The 19678-nt window shown below is 34.5% G+C and carries 15 protein-coding genes; 12 read left to right on the forward strand and 3 right to left on the reverse strand.

Annotation, left to right across the window (positions count from 1 at the left end):
- Positions 1-104: 104 nt before the first annotated feature.
- The 5 genes from B0A80_RS06775 to B0A80_RS06795 all read left to right on the forward strand — a co-directional run bounded on the left by B0A80_RS06775 (position 105) and on the right by B0A80_RS06795 (position 5975).
- Positions 105-2204: a peptidylprolyl isomerase gene (locus B0A80_RS06775; protein WP_089076814.1), complete on the forward strand. Its 2100-nt coding sequence runs from the start codon at positions 105-107 to the stop codon at positions 2202-2204.
- 123 nt (positions 2205-2327) lie between these two features.
- Positions 2328-3827: a type III secretion system effector protein gene (locus tag B0A80_RS06780; RefSeq protein ID WP_124020563.1), complete on the forward strand. Its 1500-nt coding sequence runs from the start codon at positions 2328-2330 to the stop codon at positions 3825-3827.
- Between the two features lie 5 nt (positions 3828-3832).
- Positions 3833-4411 carry a hypothetical protein gene (locus tag B0A80_RS06785; protein WP_233430718.1) on the forward strand — a complete coding sequence of 193 codons (579 nt, stop codon included), beginning with the start codon at positions 3833-3835 and terminating at the stop codon, positions 4409-4411.
- 187 nt (positions 4412-4598) lie between these two features.
- Positions 4599-5183, forward strand: a complete 585-nt coding sequence (locus B0A80_RS06790) for a hypothetical protein (RefSeq protein ID WP_233430719.1) — start codon at positions 4599-4601, stop codon at positions 5181-5183.
- Positions 5184-5627: 444 nt separating this feature from the next.
- A complete protein-coding gene (locus B0A80_RS06795; protein ID WP_233430720.1) occupies positions 5628-5975 on the forward strand; it encodes a hypothetical protein in 348 nt (115 codons plus the stop codon).
- A 44-nt stretch (positions 5976-6019) separates the two neighbouring features.
- On the opposite strand, the gene B0A80_RS06800 is transcribed toward B0A80_RS06795, so the two are convergent.
- Both B0A80_RS06800 and B0A80_RS06805 read right to left on the reverse strand, forming a co-directional pair.
- On the reverse strand, positions 6020-6934 hold the full coding sequence (locus tag B0A80_RS06800) for a GYDIA family GHMP kinase (RefSeq protein ID WP_089076819.1): 915 nt from the start codon (positions 6932-6934) through the stop codon (positions 6020-6022).
- 101 nt (positions 6935-7035) lie between these two features.
- Positions 7036-8352 carry a hydroxymethylglutaryl-CoA reductase, degradative gene (locus B0A80_RS06805; RefSeq protein WP_089076820.1) on the reverse strand — a complete coding sequence of 439 codons (1317 nt, stop codon included), beginning with the start codon at positions 8350-8352 and terminating at the stop codon, positions 7036-7038.
- A gap of 183 nt (positions 8353-8535) precedes the next feature.
- Here B0A80_RS06805 and B0A80_RS06810 point away from each other — a divergent pair, with 183 nt between their 5' ends.
- The 7 genes from B0A80_RS06810 (at position 8536) to B0A80_RS06840 (ending at position 17580) form a co-directional block, all read left to right on the forward strand.
- Positions 8536-10707, forward strand: coding sequence for a S9 family peptidase (locus B0A80_RS06810; protein WP_089076821.1), 2172 nt, complete (start codon positions 8536-8538; stop codon positions 10705-10707).
- A 42-nt stretch (positions 10708-10749) separates the two neighbouring features.
- Positions 10750-12426, forward strand: a complete 1677-nt coding sequence (locus B0A80_RS06815) for a peptide MFS transporter (RefSeq protein WP_017494793.1) — start codon at positions 10750-10752, stop codon at positions 12424-12426.
- A gap of 79 nt (positions 12427-12505) precedes the next feature.
- Positions 12506-14164 (forward strand): peptide MFS transporter, encoded by a 1659-nt coding sequence (locus B0A80_RS06820; protein ID WP_070905952.1) that lies wholly within the window; start codon positions 12506-12508, stop codon positions 14162-14164.
- 14 nt (positions 14165-14178) lie between these two features.
- Positions 14179-15663, forward strand: a complete 1485-nt coding sequence (locus tag B0A80_RS06825; RefSeq protein WP_089076822.1) for a peptide MFS transporter — start codon at positions 14179-14181, stop codon at positions 15661-15663.
- Positions 15664-15716: 53 nt separating this feature from the next.
- On the forward strand, positions 15717-16184 hold the full coding sequence (locus B0A80_RS06830) for a thioredoxin family protein (RefSeq protein ID WP_089076823.1): 468 nt from the start codon (positions 15717-15719) through the stop codon (positions 16182-16184).
- Between the two features lie 226 nt (positions 16185-16410).
- Complete coding sequence (locus B0A80_RS06835; protein WP_017494797.1) at positions 16411-16863, forward strand: thioredoxin domain-containing protein; 453 nt, start codon at positions 16411-16413, stop codon at positions 16861-16863.
- A 270-nt stretch (positions 16864-17133) separates the two neighbouring features.
- A complete protein-coding gene (locus tag B0A80_RS06840) occupies positions 17134-17580 on the forward strand; it encodes a thioredoxin domain-containing protein (RefSeq protein ID WP_017494798.1) in 447 nt (148 codons plus the stop codon).
- Positions 17581-17632: 52 nt separating this feature from the next.
- Here B0A80_RS06840 and B0A80_RS06845 read toward each other — a convergent pair whose 3' ends face one another.
- Positions 17633-19669 carry a ComEC/Rec2 family competence protein gene (locus B0A80_RS06845; RefSeq protein WP_089076824.1) on the reverse strand — a complete coding sequence of 679 codons (2037 nt, stop codon included), beginning with the start codon at positions 19667-19669 and terminating at the stop codon, positions 17633-17635.
- Positions 19670-19678: the final 9 nt, after the last annotated feature.

Genomic DNA, 19678 nt, shown 5'->3' on the forward strand with positions numbered 1-19678 from the left:
TTAAATTAATAAAAAAAATTGTGTAAAATAAAACGCTAGTTGTATTGTTATTAACTAGATAATTGTATTTTCGCAAACTGAATATAAAATTAACGATAATAAAAATGGCAGTTTTAGCAAAAATTAGACAGCGTTCCGCTTTATTGATAGGAGTTATTGCACTTGCATTATTTGCATTTATAATACAAGATCTATTCACAAGAGGAACCTTTGGTCAAAGTTCAAAAGATGTGGGAAGCATCGATGGAAAAGATATTTCATTTGAAGACTTTAGAGTTAAAGTTAGTAATGTTGAAAAAAGTGGTCAAGGAATTACTTCCACTGAAGCTGCAAACAGAGTTTGGGACCAAGAGGTTTCAATCGCATTATTATCAACACAGTTTGATAAATTAGGATTGAGAGTTGGTGAAAAACACCTGCTTGAAGTTTTAAAGGCAGATCCGAATATTGGTAAAAACCCAATGTTCTTAAATGCTGCCGGTATTTTTGATGTAGCTAAATTTAAAGAATACTTTAAAACCAATCCTGAAGCAGCACAATTTATCTCTCAAAAAGAAAAAGATGCTGAGCTAAACGCTAAATTTCAAATCTACAATACATTAGTAAAATCAGGACTTTACACTACTGTAAGCGAAGGAAAACTAAAATATGAAATGGAAGCTAACAAAGTAAACTTTGCTTATGCTGCTGCTTTGTATTCTTCAATTAAAGATAGTGAAGTGAAAATTTCTGATTCAGAGATTGTAGAATATATGAAGAAAAACGAGAAGAAATTCAAAGCGGATGCAACTCGTGAAATTCAATATGTTTTAGTAGAAGATAAAGCTTCAAAACAAGACGAAGCTGAAATTAAAGCTAAAATTACGGCATTATTAAACGGAAGAGTAGAGTACAATGCTAAAACAGGTAAGAACGATACTTTGCCAGGATTTAAAAATGCTACTAACATTGCTGAATTTGTAAACTCAAATTCTGATGTTCCTTACGATTCAACATATGTACCAAAAAATGCTTTGCCGGCTGTTGATGCTGATAAATTATTCAGTTTGCCTGCAGGAGCAATTTACGGACCGTATGTTTACGGAAGATACTATGCAATTTCTAAATCTTTAGGATTTAAAGCAGGAGTTAATGCAAAAGCAAGTCATATTTTAATTGGATACGAAGGTTCTCAAACTCCAAATACAAAAGAGAAAAGAACTAAAGAAGAAGCTAAAGCTAAAGCAGAAGAAATTCTTGCTCAGGTTCAGGCAAATCCTGATAGTTTCATGATGTTGGCTTTCACAAGTTCAGATGATTCTTCTGCGCAACAAGGAGGAGATTTAGGATATTTTGGTCCAAACCAAATGGTGAAACCATTCAATGATTTTGTATTCAGTAACGGAATTGGAAAAGTTGGTTTAGTTGAAACTCCTTTTGGATTTCACGTGATCAAAATTACCGACAAACAAGACGGAATTCGTTTAGCTACTATCGCTCAAAAAATTGAGCCTTCTGAAGCTACTTCTGATAAAGTATTTACATTGGCAACTAAATTTGAAATGGACGCTGCCGATAAAGATTTTAATGCTACGGCAAAAGAATTAGGTTTAAAAGTGGCTGCTCCAATAACTGCAAAAGCTATGGACGAAGCATTTGGTCCATTAGGAAATCAACGTAACATCATCAGATGGGCATTTGATAAAGAAACGAACACTGGAGATGTAAAACGTTTTGAATTGGCTAATATCGGTCACGTAATTGCACAATACAAAAGTGAAAACAAATCAGGTTTAGTATCAGTAACTTTGGCAAGACCTTATGTAGAGTCAATTTTGAAAAACAAGAAAAAAGCGGAGATCTTAAAAGCAAAAATGAAAGGTTCATCACTTGAAGCTATTGCTAAAAGTGCTGGTGTAGAAGTTCAACAAGCTGCTAATGTTACTATGGATAGCCCGGTATTGCCTGGAGGTGTAGGACAAGAGCCAAAAGTGGTAGGTAATGCATTTGCATTAGCTGCAAACAAAATCTCTGCTCCAATTGAAGGTAATACAGGTGTATATGTAGTGAAAAACATCAGTACAGTAAAAGCTCCTGCAGCTGCTAATCACGCAGAATACGTTGCTAAAGTAAAAGCACAAAGCGCATCTGATGCAAGTAGAATTTTACCGGCATTGAAAGCTAACGCTAAAATTGAAGATAACAGATTGCAATTTAACTACTAGTTTAGTTAGTTAAAACTTTATAAAAAACCTGCTCGTTAGTTCGAGCAGGTTTTTTTTATGAAATAAAATTTGCTCCTTTAATTTTGCATAGTATTTTTCTTATATTTATAAAAATATATTTGTATGAAAAATACTAGAAAATTAGCAATCCTCTTAATGGTTTTAGGAGTTGCAGTGTTAACAAATCGTTGTGCTTTAGAAGAAGCGGGAGGTAAACAAAAAATAGAGCAATCTATTCATGTTGATCAAGCGAAGGTTTGGTTTGAACAGTATCAATCAAAGGTAAAAACTGATTCGTCGTTTAAAAATCAGGTTTATGATTGGAATAAAGCAGGTACAGAAAAGTTTGAAAATGGGTCTGAGGCAATTGTGGTTCCTGTTAGAGATAAAAATCTCAGTGACGCCTATAAAGGACAAAAACTATTGTATTTGTATCCATCAGAGGATAAAAAAGAATTTTCGGTTACATTATATGAAATAATACCGTCATCGGAATCTTTAGAAAAAATAAAAAGTTCAGCGGATTTAGCTAACTTTAATGGATATATCATTGCCTGGGATTTAGAAAGCGGATTTGTAAACGGAGCAAAATTTGAAAACTCCACTACGACAGCAGGGCTAACAGGACTTAGAGTAATCTCTCCGGAGGAGGCAGAGCGACTCAATAAATCGACGGCTAAATCAGATCCTTTTGAGTTAGATGAAGTGATCATTCGCAGGGAAAAATCCGAAAATAAACAGGATTATGGTGGTGGAGGAAGCGGTGGAGGCTCTTATGGAGGCAGTTTAAACTCAGGATCGAAGGGAAATAGTCCGAAAGGGTATGTGAAATCTCCGGGAGGTGGAGGAAGTGGAAGTTCAGGTTCTACGACTTCTCCAAATGCACAGAAGATAGAAGAGCAGATTAGTGCAGACAAATTGGACGCCTGTACCAAAGCAGTTTTGGAAAAAATGAAAAATTTAAAACAAGCCGATATTGCAAAAATGCTGACTCGTTTTAGTACGGCGGGATCTGTTTTTAATATAAACATGTCAACGGGACAAGTACAAAATAATAAACCAAATGTATGGGCGCAAACCACTAAGACCAACGGGAGTAATAACGATGTTAATATGGTTTTCAATCAGGATTATATTTACGGAACTGGTAATACAAATCCTCCTACCGATTTGTCTGTCGCCACTACAATGGCTCATGAGGTTGTGCATGCTTATCTGATTAGTTTAATTGAGGAAAACAAAAGTTGTGGATCGTCCGGAATATGTGATTTTCCTACCGTTTATGAGGCTTATGTACAACATGAAATCACAAGAAATCCTAATTTACTCCCAGACGCGCAACACGAATTAATTGCGAATAAATATGTGAATGCGATCGCTTCAACGATACAGGAGTTTCACACAGGAAAGCTAGTTGTTTCTTCATCTTCTATTAAGCAGTTATACCTCGATATGGCATGGGGAGGGCTAACGGGGACTTCCATTTTCATTGAAAAATTTCCAGATGACCCTAGTAATAAAAATTATAAAGAACGTGAAAGGATTTTCGCGAGGATAACTGCAGAAAGGAAAGGGGAGCAATATGGAGTTACTTCTCCTGTGGGAAAACCATGTATAAAATGAAAATTATGAGACAATTAAAAACTGTAGCTGTAATATTAGCATTTCTTATGATGTCTTGTGCCGGCAGCTCCTATATTAAAAATTATGAGCCTGTAAATGCATTTTTAGAAACTAAGAAAATAGATAGAACGAGAAAGTATATTTTGCAGGCTGACAAAGAACCTAATTTATTAGGATTGCGAATTTTTAATGGAGGTGAGGGACTAGAGCATATTGTCGAGGATATTGATTATACAGATGGTCTGTTTGCGAAGAAGCATTGGGAAAAAATGTATAAAAGATACGCATATGATACAATAAAAAGATATTGGAAGGAAGAAGATTTTCCTGGCTATAATCTTATTTTAGAGAAAGGCCGAGGTTTAATTATGAAAGGGGCTTTTCTGGATAAGTATGTTAATAACCTAAATTATAAAATTCTAATAATTTCTGAGCCCATGTATTATAGGAATAGAAAGTACATTATTTTTTATTTTAATATAGTTGATTTTGGAAATAGTGATCAGCCACAAGTTGTAATCATGAAAAAAGAAAAAGGGAAATGGATTGTGGTTAAGGAGATTGGAGATTATGTTTATTACTAGTGTATAGTTTAAATATTGAATTTAAAACTAGTCTTTTCTTCAGCTTTTATTAAACAGGTCTATCTCGACATAGCTTGGGTGGCTTCAAAGAATGAGAAAGCATTTTCACGAGAATAACTGCAGAAAGAAAAAGGGAACAGTATGATAGTACTTCTCCTGTAGGAAAACCATCTAAAAAATGAAAATAATGAAACAGTCTAAAAAAATATTTACTACAATTTATTTTTTCTTTTTCTTATGTGCTAGTGCGCAATATCTTAAAAGTTCTGAGCCTATTAATGCATTTTTAGCAACTCAAAAGATAGAAAAAGGAAAGAAATATATTTTACAAGCGGATAGGGTTTCAAATAAACAAGCTTTAAGAATTTTTAATGGTGATGAAGGACCTGATCATGTTGGGGAGCCAAATGTTCCTATAGATTATAAAGACGGTTTGTTTGTAGAAAAACATTGGAAAAAAATGTATGAAAAATACGCGTCTGATACGGTAAAAAGATATTGGAGAAAGGAAGATTTTCCTGAGTATGATTTTGTATTAGAAGGTAAAGATGGTTTATTTGGATCGGCATTTCACGATAAATATATGAATAGTAAGATAGAAGATGTTGTAATGGTTTCCGAACCTATGTATTATATGGATAGAAAATATGTAATGTTTTATTACAATGTGGCATCTTTTTTTGGCAGTAATCAGCCAGAAGTTATCATTATGAAAAAAGAAAAAGAAAAGTGGATTGTAGTTAAAGTGATTGGAGATTATGTTTATTACTAGTTGTGATTGAGATTCTGTATAAGCACTATTTTTTGTTTAAGCAAGATATATGATAACAGAAGTTTTAAAAAAAAATGCCTATTTGTATTATCCTAACAATATATGTCTCTGGACTTCAATAGAAATATAAAAACCGAAACATGTGAACAGAATGTTTCGGTTTTTTTTATTGTTATGTATTGAGTGCGATTAAAGGAGTTTTGTTGTTTGTGTTTTTAGATTTTTTGTGAGGAATTTTGGTTAAAAGTTTGTGGTATTAAGAATATTACAGTTAATTTGTTGAAATTATATTCTAAAATTCAAACAAAACCCACTTAAGACTGATGAATAAATATTGTAGTAATCCAGCATTCCATTTTTATGTTTAAGCTGTTGAAAAGAAAGCCCAGAGTTTATTCTAAGATTGAAAATCATATTTTCGGAATAATAACAGAGCTTTTAAAATTGAGCAGCACCGAAATCAATGGGGATGAATTAGGAGGGAAGTATTATTTAAGTAACGAAGAGCAGCATTTTAAAGTGACGGTCTTAGGTAATGATTATGTAATCCGACTAACCAATACAAGGGATTCAGTTGCTGAGAAGTATGATAAAGCTTTTGTGGATGACGTTTTGAAGGCAATAAAAGAAGAGAAGCATCGCAGAATGGAAGAGGTTTATGATTCTATAACCAATAACATAGAAAAAATGGCTGAGCGACTGCACAACACACTTAGAGAATCTAATGAGCAGGAAAATCAAAAAGTCAGAAAACTGGAAACCAAAGATCGCGAAAGTAAAAAAGTAAATTAAAATCTCCTTTATTCTGGTTTTAGATCGGTTAAAATCTGATGACTTTATTTTTGCAGAATCATTTCTTCGTAACTCAGGATGGTTTCGTATCCTTTTGAAGCAAAATAAGATCTGGGATCTTCTTTGGAGATCACCATCACAAAATCTCCACCCCAGGCACCAAGGCTTTTTACGACTCCATTGAAATCTGGAAAAGCAATCTCTTTGATGGTTTCCATTTCCAGAATATCGCTTAAATGAACCTCGTGTTTTTCAGCAGCAAGAGCAAATTCCTTTGCTGTTTTAGCATTGATAAGGCTAGAAGTAATTTTGTTGTTTTCGGCTATATTTTGCGCTAAATTTTGATTTTTATTGTTGTAATAGGCTTTTATGGCTGCTTTACTATTCTGTTTTTTGTTGAGATACACAAAATGAATTTTATCTGTAAAATCCGGGTTAAAAGAGATCGGTTTTACAGCATTATTTTCAATTTGATAGACAATTGGCGTGTCATTTTGTGCACAGGCTATGTCATAACCGCTGCCTCCAAAACTGTTTTTTAGCAAAGTAAAAGCATTGACTTTCGTCCATTGCGCAACATTGTTCAATAAAGTTGACGAAGTGCCTAGTCCCCAGTTTTTAGGAAATGTAAGATGGGTGCTGATTCTGTAACCATCAGTAGCTTTTAGGAACTCCGGGTTCAGAAGATAAGCTTCATGAAGAATTTGAATCAAAGTCGTTTTTACAGTCTCGATTTCTGATTTTGGATTGTCGATGATCTCTGAAAAAGGAATTGAATCCTCAAACCATAGCTGTCCGTCAAAATCATAGCTTTTCCAGCTGATTTCCTGGTTTGTGCCATTTTCAACCACCAGATTTTGACCAAATTTGGTAGGTAAGGCAAAAGCGTCAGCTCCGTCTAAAACAAGGTATTCCCCGGAAATAAGCAATTTTCCGTTACTGTAAAAAATTGTTTTCATTCTTCAATTATAAATTAAATTCCAATCCCCAAACGTCGTTATAAATTCCAAATTCCAATTAACCTTGGAACTTGGAATTTGAAGTTTGGAATTTAAAATTTTTACTTTTTTCTTAGATTTTCGATAAACTCCACCACAGCGCTATGTGAAACGGCACTTTTCTTGAAATGAGTTTTAATTAAATGACGTTCTTCTTCAGTTGCTTCAAATTGATTGATAATATTGTTCAGGTGCATCTTCATGTGTCCCTCCTGGATTCCGGTAGTAGTTAAGGAACGTAAGGCAGCAAAGTTTTGTGCGAGACCGGCAACTGCAACAATTTCCATTAATTCTTTTGCAGAAGGTTTTTCAAGAATATCAAAACATAGTTTTACCAGTGGATGTAAAGAAGTCAATCCGCCTACAGTTCCCAGTGCTAAAGGAATTTCAAGCCAGAACGTAAAAATGCCGTCTTCTATTTTAGCATGAGATAAACTTGAATATTGACCATTTTTAGAAGCATAAGCGTGAACTCCTGCTTCGACTGCTCTAAAATCATTTCCGGTGGCCAGAATTACAGCGTCAATACCGTTCATAATTCCTTTATTGTGAGTTACAGCTCTGAAAGGTTCTACTTCGGCAATTTGAACCGCCTGTACAAAACGTTCGGCAAACTCTTGCGGATTCGGAATGTGTTTTTCTGTTAAATCTTCGATAGGGCAGGAAACTTCTGCTCTAACAATACAATTTGGTACATAATTAGACAAAATACTCATAATTACTTTTAGAGTCTCATCTTCCGAAAACAAATCAGAATGGTGAAATTCATCTTTTAATGTAGTCGCAAATTGCTCCAAACAAGAATTGATAAAATTCGCTCCCATGCTGTCTTTGGTTTCAAAAGTAGCGTGAAGCTGAAAATAATTTTCCAGAAGACTTCTTTTGTCTTTTAGTTTTATGTCTAAAATTCCGCCGCCGCGTTGTTGCATGTTTTTAGTAATGCTTTGCGTGTCGGTGAAGAATTTAGGTTTAATTTTATCGAAAAAAGATTGCAGTTTGTCCGCGTCTCCGTTGAAGGTAAAATGAACCTGACCTATTTTTTCGGTAGCCATAACCGTTGCTTTAAAACCACCTCTGGTCGACCAGTATTTTGCTGCTTTTGATGCTGCGGCTACTACCGAACTTTCCTCAATTGCCATCGGAATTGTGGTATGTTTTCCGTTGATTAGGAAATTTGGCGCTACTCCTAACGGGATGTAAAGGTTTGTAATGGTGTTTTCGATGAATTCATCGTGCAATTGCTGTAGCTTTTCGTCTGTATTCCAGTAATTTCTTATAATAGAAAGGGCTTCTTCAGGGCTTGAAAAATAGGTATTGGCAATCCAGTTTATTTTTTCTTTTTTGGATAATTTCGAAAATCCGGCAACGGCGTTGTTCATTCTCAGTATTTTAAATAATAAAGTTGCGGCAAAGATACTATTTTAAGACTTTTGTTTGCAATGTATTTGAAAATTGAAAACTACGCAATCGTTATTTTTTTTAACATTTAACAATTAAAATGGGTATTATGTTCATTTTTTTTATTAAAATTGGGCTCTTTTTTTATATTTAAAATAATTCTAATGAATACAGGTAAAATTACTGTTATATTTTTATTTTTAGTGACCACTATTTTTGGTCAGCAAAAAATTACTGTCGAGAATATTTATAGCGGAGCATTTCGGGCAAAAGGAATGGATGAACTGCAATCGTTAAAAAATACAGACCAATATACGGTACTAAATGTAGATCAGGCCAGCCGAAGCATGCAGATTGATTTGTACGATTTTGCAACACTAAAAAAAGTAGCCAATTTAATCGATACAAAGAATCATAAGGATCTTGCTGAAGGAATTGACAGTTATACTTTTGATGCCTCAGAGAAAAAGATTTTAATTGCCTGTAACAGCAAACAAATTTTCCGTCACTCGTTTACAGCAAATTACTTCTTATACGACATCACCACAAAAACGTTGACTAAATTATTTGATTTTCAGATTCAGGAGCCAACTTTTTCTCCGGACGGAACTAAAATCGCATACGCAAAAGAGAATAACTTGTATGTGTATGATCTGGCTTCGAAAAAATCAACAGCTGTTACTACCGATGGCAAGAAAAATGCTGTCATTAATGGTATCACGGATTGGGTTTATGAAGAAGAGTTCTCCTTTGTTCGTGCCTTTGACTGGAGTAAAGACAGTAAAAAATTAGCTTACATCCGTTTTGATGAAAGTGCTGTTCCGGAATTTTCGATGTCAATCTTTCAAAAAGATTTATATCCAACAATTGAAACGTTTAAATATCCTAAGGCAGGAGAAAAAAACTCAGTAGTATCTTTACACATTTATGATGCAGTGAGTAATGCGGGTAAAAAAGTTGATTTAGGAAACTACAATGACTTTTATATTGCAAGATTACAATGGACAAATGATAACAATGTATTATCTGCTCAGGTTTTAAATCGTCATCAGGACAATCTGGATTTGTTGTTTGTAGATGGAACTACCGCCGCAGCAAAAGTGGTTTTGAATGAAAAAGACAAAGCTTATGTGGATGTTACCGATAATTTGACCTTCTTAAAAGACAATAGCTTTATCTGGACAAGCGAAAAAGACGGGTTTAATCATATTTACTTATATGATAAAAACGGAAAACTTAAAAATCAGGTTACAAAAGGAAACTGGGAAGTAGTGTCTTACTACGGTTTCGATGAAAAAAATAAAACAATTTTCTATCAGTCTACAGAAAATGGTTCAATCAACAGAGATATTTATCGTATTGCTTTAGACGGAAAGAATAAAATTCGTTTGTCTAAAAATACAGGAACAAGTGCGGCAACTTTTAGTCCAAACTTTCAGTTTTTTATCAATACTTTCTCAAACAGTACACAACCTACTACTTATACTTTAAACGAGGCGAAAACAGGAAAAGAAATTCAGGTTATCGAAAACAATCAGGCACTTTCTGCTAAATTAACAGCTTACAATTTACCAACAAAAGAATTTTTTGTTTTAAAAACAGCTAAAGGCAATGAACTTAATGCGTGGATTTTAAAACCTAAAGACTTTGATCCTTCAAAAAAATATCCGGTTTTCATGTACCAGTATTCCGGGCCTGGTTCTCAGCAGGTAAACAACGATTGGAACAATTCAGACGACTATTGGTTTGCATCCCTAACACAACAAGGTTATATTGTGGTTTGTGTTGACGGTAGAGGAACAGGTTTTAAAGGGGCAGATTTCAAAAAAGTTACTCAAAAAGAATTAGGAAAATACGAAGTAGAAGATCAGATTGACGCTGCAAAAGTAATTGGAGCATATCCGTATGTGGATGCTTCAAGAATTGGAATCTTTGGTTGGAGTTTTGGAGGATTTATGGCTTCAAATTGTATCTTCCAAGGGAATGATGTTTTCAAAATGGCTATTGCCGTTGCTCCGGTAACCAACTGGCGTTTTTATGACAGCGTTTACACGGAAAGATACATGCAGACTCCTCAGGAAAATGCAAGCGGATACGATCAGAACTCTCCAATAAATCACGTTGACAAACTAAAAGGTAAGTTTTTATTGATTCACGGATCAGCAGATGATAATGTACACGTGCAAAACTCCATGCAAATGATGGAAGCGTTGATTCAGGCTAATAAACAATTTGATTCTCAAATCTATCCGGACAAAAATCATGGTATTTATGGAGGAAAGACCAGAATTCAGTTATACAACAAAATGACTAACTTCATCAAAGAAAATTTATAATTATAAAACAAAACTAAAAACCTTAAATAAATAATAAAGAATATGGGAGAAACTCAGGTAAAAACAGCGCATCCAAAAGGACTTTGGGTATTATTCGGAACGGAGATGTGGGAGCGGTTCAACTTTTATGGAATGCGAGCTTTATTAACTTTATTTCTTGTAAATTCATTGTTGATGAAGGAAGAAGAGGCTTCTTTGATTTACGGAGGTTTCCTTGGGCTTTGTTATTTAACGCCAATGTTGGGAGGTTTTGTTGCCGATCGTTTCTTAGGAAACAGAAATTGTATCATCTTAGGAGGGTTGCTTATGGCAATCGGACAATTGTTGCTGTTTACCAGTGGTAGTGTGTTTGAAGGTAACAGAGCGTTTGCTACGATTATTATGTACACTGCATTAGGAGTTATCGTATTCGGTAACGGATTCTTCAAACCAAATATTTCAAGTATGGTAGGAAGTTTGTATCCTAAACAGGAAAAGACAAAATTAGATAGTGCTTTTACTATTTTTTATATGGGTATCAATATTGGTGCTTTTTTAGGTCAGTCTATTTGTCCTTTGTTAGGAGATGTTAAAGATGCCGGTGGAGTTAGAGATATCCACGCTTTTAGATGGGGATTCCTTGCTGCTTCTGCCGCAATGTTTATCGGAACAATTCTTTTTTACTTCCTGAAAAATAAATATGTGGTTTCTCCTGAAGGAAAACCATTAGGAGGTTTACCTTCTAAAAATGACGCTTCTGATTTTGAAGAAGGAGAAGCTCAGAAAGCTAATTTCTCAAGTAAAGCTTTAACAATTGCAGGAATCGCTTTTGTTGCTTTAGGATTCTTCTTCCATTATGTGGTAGGTCAGAACTTGATTTATACTTTGATTTATTCTAGTGGTTTGTCATTGGCCGGATTAATTATTTCGGATACTTCTTTGACTAAAGTAGAGAGAGACAGAATTATTGTAATTTACATCGTTTCTTTCTTTATTATTTTCTTCTGGGCAGCTTTTGAGCAGGCAGGTTCGTCATTGACTTTTATTGCAGACAACCAAACGGATAGAAATTTCTTCGGATGGCAAATGCCTCCGTCAATGGTTCAGATTTTTAACGGACTATTCGTAGTGCTATTAGCAGTGCCGTTTAGCGTACTTTGGGATACTTTAAGAGCTAAAGGTAAAGAGCCAATTTCACCGGTAAAATTAGCCGTTGGTTTAGTGGTAATTTCGGTTAGTTTCTTTATGATCGCTACTCAGGTTTCTTATATCGGAACATCAGGGTTGTTATTGGTAAAATGGCTTATTTTATTATATTTCTTAAATACATGTGCGGAACTATGTTTGTCTCCAATTGGTTTGTCATTGGTAGGTAAACTTTCTCCAAAACGTTTTGCTTCGTTATTGTACGGAGTATTCTTCTTGTCAAATGCTTCAGGTTATGCTTTAGGAGGAACTTTAGGTTCAATCTTACCGGCAACCGGAGACAAATTTGCAAAAGCAAAAGAATTAGGAATTGACCTTCAGGCAGTCTTAGATAACAAAGTTACACCAACAGCTGAACAATTGGCTTTATTAGAGCATCACCAAATTAGTGCTCATAATCACTTCTTTGCCGGATTCGAAATTCATAACTTATACGAATTCTTTATGGTATTTGTTGTTTTAACGGGTATTGCTGCAATTATTTTATTTGCTTTGACTCCATTTCTGAAAAGAATGATGCATGGTGTTAGATAACATAAATCGTAATCATATATAAAAAATTACCTACAGGTTTAGGCTTGTAGGTAATTTTAATTTTAAAGACTTTATAGTTATGTGGAAAAAACACCCAAAAGCATTGCCATTCCTGTTTCTGTCTGAAATGTGGGAACGTTTTGGTTATTATTTAATGATCGGAATTTTTACTTTATATCTGAAAGATGTAAAGAGCGGTTTTGCCATGACCGAGAAAGAGGCTTCTGATTTATACGGGACTTTTATTGCTTTGGTTTTTCTGACTCCGTTTATTGGTGGACTAATTGCCGATCGGTATTTAGGATATAGAAAATCAATCATCCTTGGCGGAATTTTAATGGGGGTTGGTTACTTCTTAATTGGAGTGCATGATTTGACCATGCTTTATATTGCCATGACTTTGATAATTGTTGGAAATGGTTTTTTTAAACCCAATATTTCTACATTACTGGGTAGTTTTTACTCTAAAGAAGAGTATAAAGATAAAAAAGATGAAGGTTACAATATTTTCTATATGGGAATTAATGTTGGAGGCTTTATTTGTAATTTCTTTGGAGCTGCTTTGCAAATCCTTTTGGGGTGGCATTGGGCTTTTATGGCTGCCGGTGTCGGAATGTTTATAGGAGTTATTGTGTTTTTGTTGGGTACGAAGCATTATGTGGGACACGACCAGAAAAAAGGAGTGCAGGAAGGAGATATGCCTTTTTATAAAATTATACTGTTTATTTTATTACCCTCTTTTGTTTTTGGAGCAATTGGCTGGTTGATAAAAGGAGTAGCTTCAGATGCTAATGTGAATAGTTCTATATTTGGTTCAGACAGTACAGACGCTTTCATTTTTGCATGTATTCCAATAGTTCTCTTTTACGGTTCGCTTTATTTTAAAGCAAAAACAGAAGATAAGCGATCAATAGGAGCTTTATTGGCTATTTTTGGAGTAGTGATTTTATTTTGGGCAGTCTTTAAGCTTAATGGCTCGGCGCTTACTACCTGGGCAGATCGATATACTGACAGAGAAGTAACTGGAACATCAGGTATGGTGATTGCTAAGCTAAAACTGGCAAAAGAAGTTGAATATAAAAAGGACTCTACGGAATTATACGATGATCAATTTCGTTTGCAAAAGGTAAATGGAGTGGTTAAGAAAGAAGTCAATTATCCTTTATATTTTAGAAATGTTGCTCCGGATAAATTACCGGCAGAAGGTGCTAAGGTTCATCTTTGGGCAACAAATTTAAGTCAGTCTATCAACCCGGGCTGGGTCGTTATATTAACTCCTTTGGTCGTTGCATTCTTCTCTTTTTTACGAATGCGTAAAAAAGAACCTTCAACACCTACAAAGATTGCTTTCGGTTTGCTGATTTCGGCGTTGTCTGTTTTGGTTATGATAGCTGCTGTAAAAATTGGGGATAACGGTACAGAGAAAGTTAGTGCATGGTGGTTAGTAGCGAATTACGGTATTATAACAATTGGTGAATTGTTTTTGAGTCCCATGGGATTATCAGTAGTTTCCAAATTAAGTCCTGTTAATATCACTTCTTTAATGATGGGAGGCTGGTTTCTGTCAACTTCTATAGGGAATAAACTAAGTGGTGTTTTAGCCAGTATGTGGGATAGCTACGACAATAAAGTCAACTTTTTTTGGGTAAATTTTGCGCTGTTAATGTTTGCGACAATATTGATGTTTGCTTTAGTAAAGCAACTTAACAAAGTGATGAAAGAGAGAGGAATTAATTAATTATTTATAAATAAATGGAGCAAAAAATCACTTTAGAAGAAATTCAAAATTTTAAAGGCAATTATCCGAAACAATTATGGTATTTGTTTTTTGTCGAAATGTGGGAGCGTTTTTGCTTTTACGGAATGCGTGGGGTTTTGGTTATTTTTATGGTCGATCAGCTTTTCTTGAAAGAAGATCATGCCAGCGAGCAATATGGTGCTATTCAGGCTTTTGTATATGCCTTTACATTTATTGGAGGTATTTTTGCCGATAAAGTATTAGGGTTTAAAAAATCGTTGTTTTTTGGAGGAATCGTCATGATTCTGGGGAACCTTTTGATTGCTATTGCGCCTCATGATTTCTTTTATTACGGAATTGCTTTTTCTATTATTGGGACAGGTTTTTTTAAACCCAATGTTTCCTCGATGGTCGGAGAATTGTATCGTGAAGATGATGGCCGAAGAGATGCAGGTTATGGGATGTTTTATGCCGGTATAAATGTTGGCGGACTTTTTGGTGGTGCTTTGTGTGTGTATTTAGGGAAGTTTTATTCTTGGCAATTGTGCTTTTTATCCGCTGCAATTGTAATGTTTTTAGGGTTGATCACCTTCTTGTTTACTAAAAAATATTTAGGACCAATTGGTGATTCTCCGTTATTGAATTTAACACCGCAAAAGAGACGAATTCGTGAGATAACCGTATATGCTGTGTCTATTTTGAGTTTGCCTTTTATTTTTATAATGGTTAAGAATACGAAGTATACGGATTATTTTATGTATACTATTGGTACAGTTGCTGTTTTGTATTTTGCTTATGAATTGTTTAAACTGGGAGATTCGAAATTGCAAAAGAAGCTTTTTGCTGCTTTTCTGTTTGTATTTTTCTATTTCCTGTTCAATTCTATTTACGAACAAAGTGGTGGATCGTTATCGCTTTTTGCAAAAGATAATTTGAATAATAAATTGTTGTTTTTTACAATTGATCCCAACGTTGTGAACAACAGTTCGAATACTTTTTTTGTAGTAGTTTTAAGTCCGCTTATTGGTTTGTTGTGGATATGGTTAGGGAAACGGAAAATTGAACCGAATACTTTAATTAAATTCGGAATTGGGTTTTTATTCCTGGCAGCTTCCTTTTACATCTTCTATCTGACTAAATTCTTTGCTGATGCTAACGGAATTGCTTCATTGAATGTCTTTACGTTTGCTTATCTGATAACCACTATTGGGGAACTTTGTCTGGGGCCAATTGGAATGTCAATTATTACCAAATTATCTCCAAAAAGATTATTCGGAATGATGATGGGGTTGTGGTTCCTGGCAAGTGCTTTTGGACAGTTGGCTGCGGGTAAACTGGGAGCCGAGATTTCCAGATCAAATACCGGCGACACCTTGATTTCTAAATTACAATCGTATACAGAAGGTTACTATCAACTGGCTATTTATTCGCTAGTTGCGGGCTTGATATTATTAGCAATTTCGCCAATTATTAGAAAATTAATGCAAGAAGTAAAATAGACGACATTTTACGATTCTTTTTTTGTTTAAATTTGTGTGTAAAATAAAAGGATATGAAAAAAATATTTTTAATAACGCTTTTTTTAGCGGGAGCATTTGTAACGCAGGCACAAGAGTTAAAATGGTATACGGATGTTAAAGAAGCGATCACTGTTAGTAATAAAGAGAAAAAACCTCTGTTAATGTTTTTTACCGGAAGTGACTGGTGTGGGTGGTGTATTCGTTTGCAGAATGAGGTTTTAAAAACCGCTGAATTCAAAAAATGGGCGAGCGAGAATGTAGTGTTGGTTGAGCTTGATTATCCAAGAAGAACGCCTCAGACACCAGAGCTTAAAAATCAGAATAATGAATTACAGCAAGCATTTGGAATTCAGGGATTTCCGACTATTTATTTCACAAGCGCAGAGTCAAAAGACGGGAAAGTGAATTTTAAAGGATTGGGTCAGACAGGATATGTTGCGGGTGGCCCGACTGCCTGGTTAACAGTTGCTGAAGGAATTGTACATCCTAAAAAATCGTAGCATAAACATTAAATTACAATTATAGTTAGAAAAACTCCTTGCCTTTTGGCAAGGAGTTTTTTTGTTTCGTAAGAAAAAGCAATAACTAAATTTTACACTTATTGTGTATTTTGTAATTTATTTTGGTTAAAAAAATACATAACGCATTTTTTGTATTAATAAAAATTGGAAAATTAAAATATTATGTTAATTTCGTCTTAATATTCTAACCAAAAACCAATTTAATATGACCAAAAAAATACTTATCCTACTGTTTTTTTTAGGTTCAATTTTTATGCAGGCGCAGAATTTAGTTTGGAAAACAAATATGACGGATGCTATTGCGCTTAGTAATGAACAGAAAAAACCAATGCTAATTTTATTCACTGCCTCAGGTGTGCCGGAAAATCTTCAGAATGAAATTTTTAAAACTCCAGACTTTGCGGTTTGGTCCCGTGACAACGTTATTCTTGTAAAACTTGATTTGTCTGACAGTACAGCGGATGAAAGTGATAGAGAACAAAAGCTCAAATTGAAAAATGCTTTTGGAGTGGAGGACTTGCCTGAAGTTTGTTTTGCAAGTGCTTCGATTAGAAAAAATAAAACCACATTTAGCGCTTTAGGTAAAATTGCGTATAAACCGGGTGGTGCAAAAGCCTGGATCGCGGAGTCAAATGCAATTTTGCATTCAGGTGAGTAGTAAGATTTAAATTAAGTTTCTTAGTTTAATTTGTAGATTCCCTTTTTGCTCTTGAGTGAGAAGGGATTTTTTTTTGAACGGTTTATCCGGATAATCAATGGTTTTGTTATTTAAAAGGGTATATTTTTTTATTTTCTTAAAAATCCAAGACTTTATTAATGAATTTGAATTTATGTTGCTTTTTTAACTCATTTTATTTGATTTTCACTTGTTTGGTGAAGATATTATGTTAATTTAGTCGCATTAACCTACTTAAAAAACCAATTTAGTATGAACCGAAAATTACTTATTTTATTACTTTTTTTAGGTTCGTTTGGCCTGCATTCGCAAAATTTGATTTGGAAAACAGATATGAATGATGCTATAATGGCGAGTGATTCACAAAAACGGCCCTTATTAATTTTTTTCACTGCTGCCGGAGTTTCGCAGAGAATCCAGAGTGAAATTTTTGTTACACCTGACTTTGCAGTATGGTCGCGTGATAATGTCATTTTGGTAAAATTGGATATGTCAGATACAGAAGCATCTGATATGGTAAAGGAGCAAAATGTCAAGTTAAAAAACGCTTTAGGCATTCAGGAACTTCCGCAAGTATGTCTTTTAATGGCTTCCGTCAGAAAAGGCAAAACTACTTTTAATAACTTAGGTTTGGTTCCGTACAAGCAAGGTGGTGCAAAAGCGTGGATTGCAGATGCAAATTTAATTCTGAATCCGTGAATCTTGTAGAATTAGACGGACTATTTTGTCTTTTCGGACTAAGTTTGATTTATTAGTTTAAAGAATAAAATCCCTTTTCGGCTGTGGCATGAAAAGGGATGTTTTTTTTACGACAACTTCTTTTCCAGATTTTTTGAATAGAGTAGGAATTCGATGCGTCTGAAATTATAATTTTAGGATGCAGCTCTTGCAAAACCCGGTCTAAATTGATTTTCGGGGATTGAATCAACAATACTATGTCAGGTTGGGAGCTGATTTTATAAACTCTGGAACTGTCAATCACTAAGATCTTTTTTCCATTAAAATATAGCAGGTTTTTGATGCTGACAGTAGCGCTTAATTGGCTAAAATCACTTGACAGATAAGAACTTAGAAGAGTAGCTTTCGGGGATTGAAGTAAAAGAGTATCATTTGAAAACACTTTGATACGACCTCCATTTTTCTGAGAAATTATAGAGTTGTTTTTGGTGTGATAAACTATCATTTCACGTTTGGTCGCGGTTTCTCTCTTGGTATAAATCATAGAAATCTGAAATGCTATAATTGAAATCAATACAGCGAAAGTTGTATTGTAATTTTTTTTCTTACCCCAGATTATAGCAGAAATAATTAGAAAGTAAGAGGAGATAAGAAGACAAAAGTTGAAGCTAATGTTGCGAATAACAAACCACTCGAGTGATGCAATATAATGGATGGTATAGTTTAAGAGGAAAATACTTTTTTCAAATATCGCAGTGAGGACCATTGGAGGAGGACAAAAAATAGCAATAAGCAATACTAGGATTCCGGCAATCATGATAAAAGATAATATAGGGATCATAACAATATTGGTAACAAAAAATAATCCCGGAAACTGGTGAAAGTAATACAAGCATAATGGTAATGTGCCTATTTGGGCAGCGAAAGAAACAGTTAGTGCGTTCCAGAAGAATTTCGAGATTTTGAGCTTAGGAGACCAGATGCTGTTTAAGAGAGGCTGTAGCCAAAGAATGAAAAACAAAGCAAGATAACTTAACTGGAAACCGACATCAAACAAAAAGTAAGGCTCGAAGAGTAGAATTAAAAACAAAGAGACAAGTAAAGTATGATACGTACTTCCTGTTCTTCTAAGATGGCTGCCAACAGCAAGAAAAGAAAACATGACAACAGAACGCAGTACCGATGGAGATAATCCTGAGATTACGGCAAAAAGTGTGAGAGATAACAGTATTGAAATTAATTTTAATAAAGAGCCCTTTTGCGTGTTGGGAACAGGTTTTAAAATAAAACTAATGAACAGCATGATAAAACCAACATGAAGACCGGAAACTGACAGAATGTGCGTAGCACCAGAGAACTGATAATCCTGAATCAAATCATTTGAAATTTCTTGTCGCTGTCCCAATATAAGAGCAAGTGCAACGTTCATTTCCGTTTGACGAAAACCTGTTTTTTTTAGATTATTATAAATTCTGGAATGTAAACGTCCGGAGTAATACCAGATGTCTTTTTGAAGTTTTTTATTAACCGCGATTTCTGTTTTATTGAGGTACAACTGACCGTAAATCTGTTTGTCTGAAAGGTATTTTTGGTAGTCAAACTGATTTGGGTTTTTATTCGCGCTAGTACGTTGTAAAATGGTTTTGACTTTTATTATGTTTCCAATAATAATTGGATTTTCGGCACTGTCCTTTTCTACATTTACAAGAATTTTTCCGGAGTAATTCCTGTTGTTGATTTTCTTTATCTGCACATAGTAGCGGTCGCTGTATGCGTTGCTTTTTAGTTTTTCGCGTACCACAAAAGTTATCGTTTGTGGAGAGCTAAAAACTTCTTTACAATGAGTATAATTGGATTCTTGTAATGATTCCGTATGAAGTAAAAGCGTTGCAATGCCAATAAGGAAAGAAATGAAAGAGATACTTATTCCAAAATAGATACTTCGCTTGTTATTCTTTTGAAGGGAAGTGTAAACAAGTAAAAAAGCAGTAAAACCAAGAATAAAAACGGAAGTTACTACTGAGAATTTTGACGGGTAATAATAAGCAGCCAAAATGCCACAGCCAAACCAAATGGTAATTTTACTTAAAGGAAAATCTAATACTTTCATGAGTCAAAA

This window comes from Flavobacterium tructae (assembly GCF_002217475.1).
GTDB classification, from domain to species: Bacteria; Bacteroidota; Bacteroidia; order Flavobacteriales; family Flavobacteriaceae; genus Flavobacterium; species Flavobacterium tructae.

Coding starts and splice junctions, on each gene's coding strand:
- B0A80_RS06815 (WP_017494793.1), top strand. CDS start 10,750: ATGGGAGAAACTCAGGTAAAAACAGCGCATCCAAAAGGACTTTGGGTA.
- B0A80_RS06830 (WP_089076823.1), top strand. CDS start 15,717: ATGAAAAAAATATTTTTAATAACGCTTTTTTTAGCGGGAGCATTTGTA.
- B0A80_RS06835 (WP_017494797.1), top strand. CDS start 16,411: ATGACCAAAAAAATACTTATCCTACTGTTTTTTTTAGGTTCAATTTTT.
- B0A80_RS06775 (WP_089076814.1), top strand. CDS start 105: ATGGCAGTTTTAGCAAAAATTAGACAGCGTTCCGCTTTATTGATAGGA.
- B0A80_RS06780 (WP_124020563.1), top strand. CDS start 2,328: ATGAAAAATACTAGAAAATTAGCAATCCTCTTAATGGTTTTAGGAGTT.
- B0A80_RS06790 (WP_233430719.1), top strand. CDS start 4,599: ATGAAACAGTCTAAAAAAATATTTACTACAATTTATTTTTTCTTTTTC.
- B0A80_RS06800 (WP_089076819.1), bottom strand. CDS start 6,934: ATGAAAACAATTTTTTACAGTAACGGAAAATTGCTTATTTCCGGGGAA.
- B0A80_RS06845 (WP_089076824.1), bottom strand. CDS start 19,669: ATGAAAGTATTAGATTTTCCTTTAAGTAAAATTACCATTTGGTTTGGC.
- B0A80_RS06825 (WP_089076822.1), top strand. CDS start 14,179: ATGGAGCAAAAAATCACTTTAGAAGAAATTCAAAATTTTAAAGGCAAT.
- B0A80_RS06820 (WP_070905952.1), top strand. CDS start 12,506: ATGTGGAAAAAACACCCAAAAGCATTGCCATTCCTGTTTCTGTCTGAA.
- B0A80_RS06805 (WP_089076820.1), bottom strand. CDS start 8,352: ATGAACAACGCCGTTGCCGGATTTTCGAAATTATCCAAAAAAGAAAAA.
- B0A80_RS06810 (WP_089076821.1), top strand. CDS start 8,536: ATGAATACAGGTAAAATTACTGTTATATTTTTATTTTTAGTGACCACT.
- B0A80_RS06840 (WP_017494798.1), top strand. CDS start 17,134: ATGAACCGAAAATTACTTATTTTATTACTTTTTTTAGGTTCGTTTGGC.
- B0A80_RS06785 (WP_233430718.1), top strand. CDS start 3,833: ATGAGACAATTAAAAACTGTAGCTGTAATATTAGCATTTCTTATGATG.